The sequence below is a fragment of the Flavobacterium sp. genome, from assembly GCF_027482425.1.
Taxonomy (GTDB): domain Bacteria; phylum Bacteroidota; class Bacteroidia; order Flavobacteriales; family Flavobacteriaceae; genus Flavobacterium.
Genome location: NZ_JAIXWA010000073.1, coordinates 39,945 through 48,638 on the forward strand (window position 1 = coordinate 39,945; position 8,694 = coordinate 48,638).

Here is an 8,694-nt window from a genome sequence, read left to right on the forward strand (position 1 = left end):
TTCGACATAAAAGATATTGGCCAAAAAAAGAATCATAATGGCAATTCAATACCGTATTTAGGGTAAAAAAAGTATCTTTGTGCCCTAAATTTTCCATAATAATGAATTATTCTGAAAATATATTGGGAACCATCGGAAATACCCCTCTGGTTAAATTGAATAAGGTAGTGGAAGGAATTGATGCCTTGGTTTTGGCCAAAGTTGAAACATTCAATCCCGGAAATTCCGTGAAAGATCGAATGGCACTCAAAATGGTTGAGGATGCAGAAGCTGATGGACGATTGAAACCTGGCGGCACCATTATTGAGGGAACTTCAGGGAACACGGGTATGGGGCTCGCTTTGGCAGCTATCGTTAAAGGGTACAAGCTCATTTGTGTCATCACGGATAAACAATCAAAAGAAAAAATGGATATACTTCGGGCTGTTGGCGCCAAAGTAGTCGTTTGTCCTACCGATGTTGAACCCGATGATCCTCGTTCGTATTACTCTGTTTCCCGTCGTTTAGCGGAAGAAACACCCAATGCATGGTATGTGAATCAATACGATAATCCGAGCAATGCTCAAGCGCATTACGAGCAAACAGGTCCCGAAATATGGGCCCAAACCGAAGGAAAAGTAACCCATTTTATAGTAGGTGTAGGGACAGGGGGAACGATTTCAGGTGTGGCCAAATATTTGAAAGAAAAAAATCCCAACATCAAAGTTTGGGGTATTGATACGTATGGTTCTGTTTTTAAAAAATACCACGAGACAGGTATTTTTGATGAAAACGAAATTTATCCCTACATCACGGAAGGAATTGGTGAAGATATTCTACCTAAGAATGTTGATTTTAGTTTGATTGATGGCTTTACCAAAGTCACCGATAAAGATGCTGCCGTGTATACCCGAAAAATTGCATTAGAAGAAGGAATTTTTGTAGGGAATTCAGCCGGTTCCTGCATCAAAGGATTGCACCAATTGAAAGAACATTTCAAACCCGATGATGTGGTGGTAGTATTATTCCACGATTCAGGCAGTCGGTATGTTGGTAAAATGTTCAATGACGATTGGATGCGGGAGCGCGGTTTCTTGGAAGAAGAAGTAACCAAAGCCGAAGATGTAATTAAGGATCATTTAGACAAACCATTGGTTACTGTTCGCACTGAAGAATTGGTGTCTCACGCCATAGATCGCATGCGGAAATACAAAATTTCACAAATTCCTGTTGTAGATATTCACGGCTTTGTAGGGTCGGTGGATGAAACCGATTTGTTCCGAAGCTATGTTGCCGATAAAGAGGTGGCACAAAAACCGGTTCGTGAAGTGATGGGGCAGCCTTATCCGATCGTAAAAGCAACTACTCCTATTGAAGAGGTGTCCAAATTGTTTACCAAAGATAACCAAGCTGTTTTGGTCGATCTTGGGAATCAAAAATACCACATTATCACCAAATACGATATTATTGGTTCGATCAAATAAAACAAAGGGCTGTCCAAAAATCGACAGCCCTTTTTTAATGGCCTAATAGCACCCCCGAAACGTTCCAGGCGCTAAAACTAGTTCCTTCTGGGGCGCCTTGTGGGATTTTAACTTGAAGCGTATGAGTACCCGCTTTCAAATCGCCCAAATCGATATAATAGGGATAGGTAACCATACCGGGACACCAATTGGATCGACTGTAGTCGGAAGATGATAATCCATTGGGGAAGTTCCCTGAAGCAGGATTAAACAAACGGTATGACCCACAATCTTCACGCCACGGTATAATGGTAAAAACTTCTTTTCCATCTAATTCAATGGTATTTTTCTTAGGAACAAATTCGTCACCGTTTTCCCAACCACCATGTCCTGTCGTGAGGTAACGTAAACGCGCCCCGCTAAGGTCCTGTGTCAAAGTAAAAGTAACTTCAAGTCCTTTTTCATGGTTAAACATCGTTCCATATTCTTGCCCCGCCATTTCCATCACATTCACCGTATTGAAAAGTGGCATGACCAAAGGAGACGCTGCACTACTTTGCTCTTCGGGATGAATGGTAATGTTCATCGAAATGCGATGTCCACCTTTGTCATAATTTCCTATAAAAGCACCGAGGTAGACTTCTTTTCCTGAAAAGGCCGAGGCAAGTTCACTAATATCTTGTCGATAGGACACTTGCGTATACCATGTCTTGTCCTTGAGGCTGATGTGATTGAAATGGGAAATGCCAAAGGGTGTGAAAAATCGCATTAACTCCAGCAAAGGACTGTAGGAATTTGTAGCCACAACACCCTGGTATTTCTTTCCGTTGCCATTTTCGTAAAGGGGTAATGAATTGGCTCCTTGGGTTAAGCCGTTCCAGAAGGTATTGGCATTATCGGTCGGGATCAAAAAGACAGAGCCCGTGCGGTCATAGGCATCGCCATTGGATTGCTCAATCAAGTCAATAAAAATTTTACTGCCCGGGTTAATCACAGGAAACTTTATTTTTCGAACGGCGACAGTCCCGTTGGCAAAACGGATGATACTATCGTTGGATTTAGCTTGGTCGGAGAAGTTTAATATTTCTTTCTCAAAAACAGGCAGGGTAATAAAGCGACTTTTCCAAACGAAATCGCGGTAGGAAAGAAGATCTACGGCATTTTTAGTGTCGGGAAGTACAATAGCATTTTTTTGTTTTTCCTTTTCAATAGATATCGCCGTAGTCACAAAATTGCCGTTGCGCACAATTTCAAGAACCATTCCTATGTTTTGACCCAATACTGTCGGTGCGCCTTTAACACCCAACGCATCGGTGTACCAAAGTTCTAATGTATTGGAGTTGATGCTGGTCACTGCCTTTTTGCATACATAGCCTAGAATGGTTTTAGTTTCGGGCTTCAATTCAAATTGTTGTTTTTCAAGACTGATGCTGTCTAGGCTAACAATAAAACGTTGCGCATTCAATTGTGCTTTTTGAATCAGCGCGTTTTGTTTTCGGTCAACAAAAGTTTCTTCTCTGGGGTAACTGGCTTTTTGTTGTAACATTTGTACCGAACTTACTAAGGTCAAATTTGGTTCTGCTAGAACGACTATAGGATCTTGATTGGGGATAATGGTTCCGTTGGATGATTTTTGGTAGGTAATACGAAACGATTGAGCGGAAATACATTGCACGGCAAGTAGTCCGATAAGCATCCAATTTTTCATAAATTTTATTTTTACAAAGATAAAAATTAGTCCCTGAATTGAATTTTTTTTATCTTCGTATCATCTCCACCAAACCGAATTGTATATGCCTTATGAAAGAAGATTTTCTCCACTATGTGTGGCGTTTTACCTGTTTTGACGTCACCCAACTACAAACCACTGTCGGCGAACCTATTGTTCTCATTCGAAGTGGTGATTACCTTCAATTGGAAGGGCCAGATTTTTTTAATGCGCATCTCCAAATAGGGAGCCAAAAGTGGGTCGGAAATGTAGAAATTCACCTCCGCTCATCCGATTGGTATGCCCATCATCACGAACGCGATTCCCGGTATGATAATGTCATATTGCATGTAGTGTGGGAACATGATAGTCCTGTATTTCGCAACGACAATAGTGAACTTCCGGTTTTGGAATTAAAAGGAATTGTTGCTCCTGATTTAATCCGTAATTATGAAAAATTAATGGCGCGAAAAGAAGGGTTGTATTGTGCTCATTCTTTACCCCAACTTCCGCAGCAACTGATTACCTTTTGGCTTGAAAAGTTATATATCGAGCGGCTTGAACATAAAGCAGCAATAATTCTTGATTTACTGGCGGTGTATCAAAACGATTGGGAGGCGGTTTTATTTGTAGTGTTAGCCAAAAACTTCGGACTTAATTCCAACGGGGATGCCTTTGCTGCCCTGGCACAATCGATTTCTTTTTCCATTTTCCGAAAGGAAATTTTGGAAGTACATTTGGTGGAGGCCCTTTTGTTGGGACAGGCGGGGTTGATTCCAGAACACCCTTTGGATACCTATACAGTCGAGTTGCAATCCTGGTATGATTATTTAAAAGTGAAATATCATCTTGAGCCACCTGAAATTTCGGTTCGTTTTTTCAAATTACGACCGGATAATTTTCCCACCATACGATTGGTCCAGTTGGCCATGCTGTACCACCGCCGAAAACAACTTTTTCAGTCGGTTTGGGAGGCTCGAACGATTCATGATTTTTACATGCTATTTGGAGTTTCTACAAGTGCATATTGGGAAACGCATTATCAATTGGATAAATCTTCACGCAAACGCAGTAAGCGGGTATCGGAAGCCTTTATCCAACTTTTGATGATCAATGCGCTTATTCCCATTCGTTTTGCTTATGCCCGATACTTGGGGCGGCCCGATGCGGAAGCGCAAATGGGTTTGCTCCACTTGATTCCTCCCGAGCAAAATGCCATTATTCAAAAATTTAAGCATTGGGGAGTTTCAGCACAAGATGCCCTACAATCGCAAGCGATATTGCAGATGAAACAGCAGTATTGTGATCGAAAACAATGTTTGAATTGCGCCATTGGCGTGGAGTTGTTAAAAAGAAAGTTGTAACTTTAAACCCTGAAAATGAAGGGTTATGATTACCGAATTACGTCATTTTTTTGAACGACACGGATTTTATGTTTGCTCGCGTTTGGCCGATAAGTTAGGTATGCGAGCCACTAATGTTCGTTTGTTTTTCATTTACATATCGTTTGTCACAGCAGGATTGGGATTTGGGTTGTACCTGACCATGGCTTTTGTTATTCGATTGAAAGACTTGATTCGGGGCAAACGATCCTCGGTTTTCGACCTTTAATATATTCATGAAATTAGTATTTATACGCCCGTATGTTCATTTCACCAAAAGCCAGCGCCTCGGATTATTCATACTTATCAGTCTTATTTTAGTTTTGCAAGCCATCCTTTGGTGTCAACCGCTATGGTATGTTCCTGAACCCCTTCCTAAAGAGGCTCGCGTTTGGCTGGAAGATACCGCAAGTGTGCGCCTTGTTCAAACCTACAAATCCTATCCGATTCAGCCTTTTAATCCCAATTTTATCACCGAGTACAAAGCTTTTCGGTGGGGAATGAGTGCCGCATCATACCAGCGTTTACAAACCTATCGCAATCAAGGAAAGTACGTCAACTCAGTTCGGGAGTTTCAAGTAGTCACACAAGTTCCCGATACAGTACTAGAAAAAATGGCTCCATATTTCAAATTTCCAGCGTGGGTGAATTCCTATAAAAAGGGGAAGCCTCACTCTTTTGCTTTTTCGCAGCAGGTTCCAAAGAAGGTAGTTAAAAAAGACATCAATTCGGCTACGGCTGAAGATTTGATTTTAGTACGAGGCATTGGTCCTGTTTTGTCGGAACGCATTTTGAAGTATCGATCCGCTTTGGGTGCTTTTGTAGTGATGGCGCAATTGCAAGAAGTGTATGGCTTAAAGGATGAAGTTTATGATACGTTGCTTGAACATTTTGCAGTGTTGCAGTCTCCTGTTTTGGAGAAAATTAAAATTAATGAGGCGACAATCAAGGAGTTAGGTGTGTTTCCGTATTTTAGGTATCCCGTTTCGCGCAATATTGTAGCCTATCGCAGTATGAATGGTCCTATTCGTTTTGAGGATTTAACAAATGTAAAGGGGATGAGTGTCGAAAAAATAAAAATTATTGCCCTATATTTGGATTTTTAAAAAAAAGACTAAAAAAGACCTCTATGAGTTCAATTTACTTTACCGAAGAGCATGAATTATTTCGTGCGAGTTTTAAGGATTTTTTGCACAAAGAAGTAGTGCCGCATATTGAAAAATGGGAAAAAACAGGAACAATTGAACGTTTTATCTGGAAGAAGTTCGGAGAAATGGGCTTTTTCGGGTTGTCCTATCCTGAGGCATATGGAGGGATGAATTTGGATTTGTTCTACACCGTAGTTTTTTTGGAAGAATTACAAAAAATACACTCTTCAGGTTTTGCGGCAGCCATGTGGGCTCATGCGTATTTGGCCATGACGCATTTGAATGCAGAGGGAAGTGAGCGCATTAAACATGACTATTTGACACCGAGTATAGCGGGAGATAAAATTGGAGCATTGTGTATTACGGAACCTTTTGGGGGAAGTGATGTGGCGGGTATGAAAACGACTGCCGTTAAACAAGGCGACAAGTATATCCTTAACGGTTCAAAAACCTTTATAACTAACGGAGTGTATGCCGACTATTATGTGGTGGCGGCCAAAACTAGTCCCGAGAAAGGGAATAAAGGTATAAGTATTTTCTTGATGGATACGAATATTCCAGGGGTTTCAGCCACCAAATTGGATAAATTGGGTTGGCGTGCTTCGGACACGGCTGAGATTGCTTTTGATAATGTTGAAATCCCAGCCGAAAATTTGATGGGTGAGGAAGGCAAAGGATTTCCCTATATCATGCAGCATTTTGCATTAGAGCGATTGATTATGGCGATTAATGCCCATGCGCGTGCTGAATATGCCTTGGAGTATACCATTGATTATATGTCCAAACGGGAAGCTTTTGGAACAACGATTAATAAATTCCAAGCCCTACGTCATACACTGGTCAATCATGCTACCGATGTGGAGCATTGTAAGATTTTTAATTACGTTGCTACAGCTCGTTTGAATCAGGGCGAGTATGTGGTCAAAGAAGCAACGATGGCCAAATTGAAGTCGACCAAGGTGGCCGATGAAACCATTTACAGTTGCTTGCAAATGTTGGGCGGTTATGGCTATATGGAAGAATATCCGTTGGCTCGTTTGTTGCGGGACAGTCGTTTGGGTCCGATTGGCGGTGGGACTTCGGAGATATTGCGCGAGATTTTATCAAAGATGATTATCGATCAAAAAGACTATCAACCAGCAGTAAAATAATGCCGATAGGCGCACCGATTGCGTGAGGGGTGGAAGTGGAAAGCCCGGCTGCGGAGCAACGGACTTGTAGCGGACAACCCGACCCCGACGCGGGTTGGATAGGAGCAGAGCGTTAATTTCGGGGGCACGCCCAAATTAATTTAAAATTTACAATTTGTAATTCAAAATAATGATTATATTTGCGCCCACTAAATGAAGGGAGGTGTCCTGCTTATGTTAATTATACCTATTAAAGACGGAGAAAACATTGATAGAGCTTTAAAGCGCTACAAGAGAAAATTTGATAAAACTGGAACGGTTCGTCAGTTACGCGCGCGTCAAGCGTTTACGAAGCCTTCTGTAGTGCGTCGTGCACAAATTCAGAAAGCACAGTATATCCAAGGGTTGCGTGATGCGATGGAAGGATAGAACTTAGTTTCTCATTAAAATACAACTGCTGTAAGGAAGTTTTCATAACTTTGTTACAGCAGTTTTTTTATGGCGCATTTGCAAGCATTTCAGGAGTATTTGGCGTTGGAGAAAAAGTATTCTCCGCATACGGTTTTGGCCTACCACAGCGATTTGCTTTTTTTTCAGCAGTTTTTAAAATCGGTTTATGAAATGGAGTCCTTGGAAACGGCGCATTACCCGATGATTCGGAGTTGGATTGTTTCGATGGTCGATGAGGGGATGAGTACGACTTCGGTAAACCGTAAAGTTTCTTCTTTGAAGGCATTTTACAAATTTTTGATGAAGGTGGGTATGTTGCAAAGCAGTCCTTTGGCGCAACATAAGGCGTTGAAAACTCCTAAGAAAGTTCAGGTGCCCTTTTCGGAAGTGGAGCTGGACAACGTATTGAATACACTTGAATTTCCGAAAGGTTTTGAGGGGGTTCGTGATAAGTTAATTATTGATTTGTTTTATACAACAGGAATACGTCGGGCGGAATTGATAGGGTTGCGCATGCATCAAGTGGATCTTGAAGGAGGAATGTTGAAGGTGTTGGGCAAGCGTAATAAAGAACGGATAGTACCATTGTTGCCTGTGGTAGTGCAACAAATGGCGGTATACATGAAGGAACGTGCTGGAATTGAAAACTGTATTGATGTGGACTACTTTTTTTTGATGTTAAAAGGCGTTAAATTAAACGAATCATTTGTGTATCGGTTGATAAATTCGTACTTTAGTAATGTTTCCGAGAAGGTAAAAAAGAGTCCACATGTGCTTCGGCATACGTTTGCGACGCATTTGCTGAATCAGGGAGCAGACATAAATTCAGTAAAAGAGCTGTTGGGGCATTCCAGTTTGGCGTCGACTCAAGTGTATACGCACAGCAGTTTGGCGGAGTTACAGCACGTACATCGGGCGGCTCATCCACGGAATCGAAAATAGCGCAACGTTTAATTTAAAATTTTGGAGTATGAAGGTAAATGTTAATGCTGTAAATTTTTCAGTAGACCGAAAGTTGGTTGATTTCATCCAGGTTCGTTTGGATAAATTGGAAAAGTATTTTGATAAAATAGTGAGTTCGGATGTTTTTTTGAAGGTCGATAATACGAGTGAAAAAGAGAACAAGATTGTGGAGGTAAAAATTCATGTTCCGGGCGATGATTTTTTGGTTAAAAAACAATGTAAAACATTTGAGGAAGCGGTGGAGTTGGCAGCCGAATCTTTGGAGCGTTTGTTGGTAAAACGCAAAGAGAAAATCCGCGCCCATATTTGATTAAATTTTTTTCAAAAAAATATTTTGATAGAAAAATAAATTGCCTACATTTGCAGTCCGTTAGAAATAGCGGACTTTTTTATTGCATATTGCCGGTGTAGCTCAGCTGGCTAGAGCAGCTGATTTGTAATCAGCAGGTCGTGGGTTCGAGTCCCTCCATC

The 8,694-nt window shown here is 41.3% G+C and carries 9 protein-coding genes; 8 read left to right on the forward strand and 1 reads right to left on the reverse strand.

Annotation, left to right across the window (positions count from 1 at the left end; all coding sequences use genetic code 11):
• Nucleotides 1-101: 101 nt before the first annotated feature.
• Nucleotides 102-1,463, forward strand: coding sequence for a pyridoxal-phosphate dependent enzyme (locus Q0037_RS10755; protein WP_297518179.1), 1,362 nt, complete (start codon nt 102-104; stop codon nt 1,461-1,463).
• A gap of 34 nt (nt 1,464-1,497) precedes the next feature.
• Here Q0037_RS10755 and Q0037_RS10760 read toward each other — a convergent pair whose 3' ends face one another.
• On the reverse strand, nt 1,498-3,150 hold the full coding sequence (locus tag Q0037_RS10760) for a GLPGLI family protein (protein ID WP_297518181.1): 1,653 nt from the start codon (nt 3,148-3,150) through the stop codon (nt 1,498-1,500).
• Nucleotides 3,151-3,242: 92 nt separating this feature from the next.
• On the opposite strand from Q0037_RS10760, the gene Q0037_RS10765 reads away from it, so the two are divergent.
• The 7 genes from Q0037_RS10765 to raiA all read left to right on the forward strand — a co-directional run bounded on the left by Q0037_RS10765 (nt 3,243) and on the right by raiA (nt 8,533).
• A complete protein-coding gene (locus Q0037_RS10765; protein ID WP_297518183.1) occupies nt 3,243-4,514 on the forward strand; it encodes a DUF2851 family protein in 1,272 nt (423 codons plus the stop codon).
• Nucleotides 4,515-4,539: 25 nt separating this feature from the next.
• Nucleotides 4,540-4,761, forward strand: coding sequence for a PspC domain-containing protein (locus Q0037_RS10770; protein WP_073364244.1), 222 nt, complete (start codon nt 4,540-4,542; stop codon nt 4,759-4,761).
• Between the two features lie 7 nt (nt 4,762-4,768).
• Nucleotides 4,769-5,638 (forward strand): helix-hairpin-helix domain-containing protein, encoded by an 870-nt coding sequence (locus Q0037_RS10775; protein ID WP_297518185.1) that lies wholly within the window; start codon nt 4,769-4,771, stop codon nt 5,636-5,638.
• Nucleotides 5,639-5,661: 23 nt separating this feature from the next.
• The gene (locus Q0037_RS10780; protein ID WP_297518188.1) at nt 5,662-6,831 is read left to right on the forward strand and encodes an acyl-CoA dehydrogenase family protein; all 1,170 of its coding nucleotides are present in this window, start codon (nt 5,662-5,664) and stop codon (nt 6,829-6,831) included.
• 213 nt (nt 6,832-7,044) lie between these two features.
• Nucleotides 7,045-7,239, forward strand: coding sequence for a 30S ribosomal protein S21 (gene rpsU / locus Q0037_RS10785; RefSeq protein WP_073364309.1), 195 nt, complete (start codon nt 7,045-7,047; stop codon nt 7,237-7,239).
• Between the two features lie 69 nt (nt 7,240-7,308).
• The gene (locus Q0037_RS10790; RefSeq protein ID WP_297518191.1) at nt 7,309-8,202 is read left to right on the forward strand and encodes a tyrosine-type recombinase/integrase; all 894 of its coding nucleotides are present in this window, start codon (nt 7,309-7,311) and stop codon (nt 8,200-8,202) included.
• A 28-nt stretch (nt 8,203-8,230) separates the two neighbouring features.
• Nucleotides 8,231-8,533, forward strand: coding sequence for a ribosome-associated translation inhibitor RaiA (gene raiA / locus Q0037_RS10795; RefSeq protein ID WP_297518194.1), 303 nt, complete (start codon nt 8,231-8,233; stop codon nt 8,531-8,533).
• The last annotated feature ends 161 nt before the right edge of the window (nt 8,534-8,694 follow it).

Coding starts and splice junctions, on each gene's coding strand:
- Q0037_RS10755 (WP_297518179.1), top strand. CDS start 102: ATGAATTATTCTGAAAATATATTGGGAACCATCGGAAATACCCCTCTG.
- Q0037_RS10760 (WP_297518181.1), bottom strand. CDS start 3,150: ATGAAAAATTGGATGCTTATCGGACTACTTGCCGTGCAATGTATTTCC.
- Q0037_RS10765 (WP_297518183.1), top strand. CDS start 3,243: ATGAAAGAAGATTTTCTCCACTATGTGTGGCGTTTTACCTGTTTTGAC.
- Q0037_RS10770 (WP_073364244.1), top strand. CDS start 4,540: ATGATTACCGAATTACGTCATTTTTTTGAACGACACGGATTTTATGTT.
- Q0037_RS10775 (WP_297518185.1), top strand. CDS start 4,769: ATGAAATTAGTATTTATACGCCCGTATGTTCATTTCACCAAAAGCCAG.
- Q0037_RS10780 (WP_297518188.1), top strand. CDS start 5,662: ATGAGTTCAATTTACTTTACCGAAGAGCATGAATTATTTCGTGCGAGT.
- rpsU (WP_073364309.1), top strand. CDS start 7,045: ATGTTAATTATACCTATTAAAGACGGAGAAAACATTGATAGAGCTTTA.
- Q0037_RS10790 (WP_297518191.1), top strand. CDS start 7,309: ATGGCGCATTTGCAAGCATTTCAGGAGTATTTGGCGTTGGAGAAAAAG.
- raiA (WP_297518194.1), top strand. CDS start 8,231: ATGAAGGTAAATGTTAATGCTGTAAATTTTTCAGTAGACCGAAAGTTG.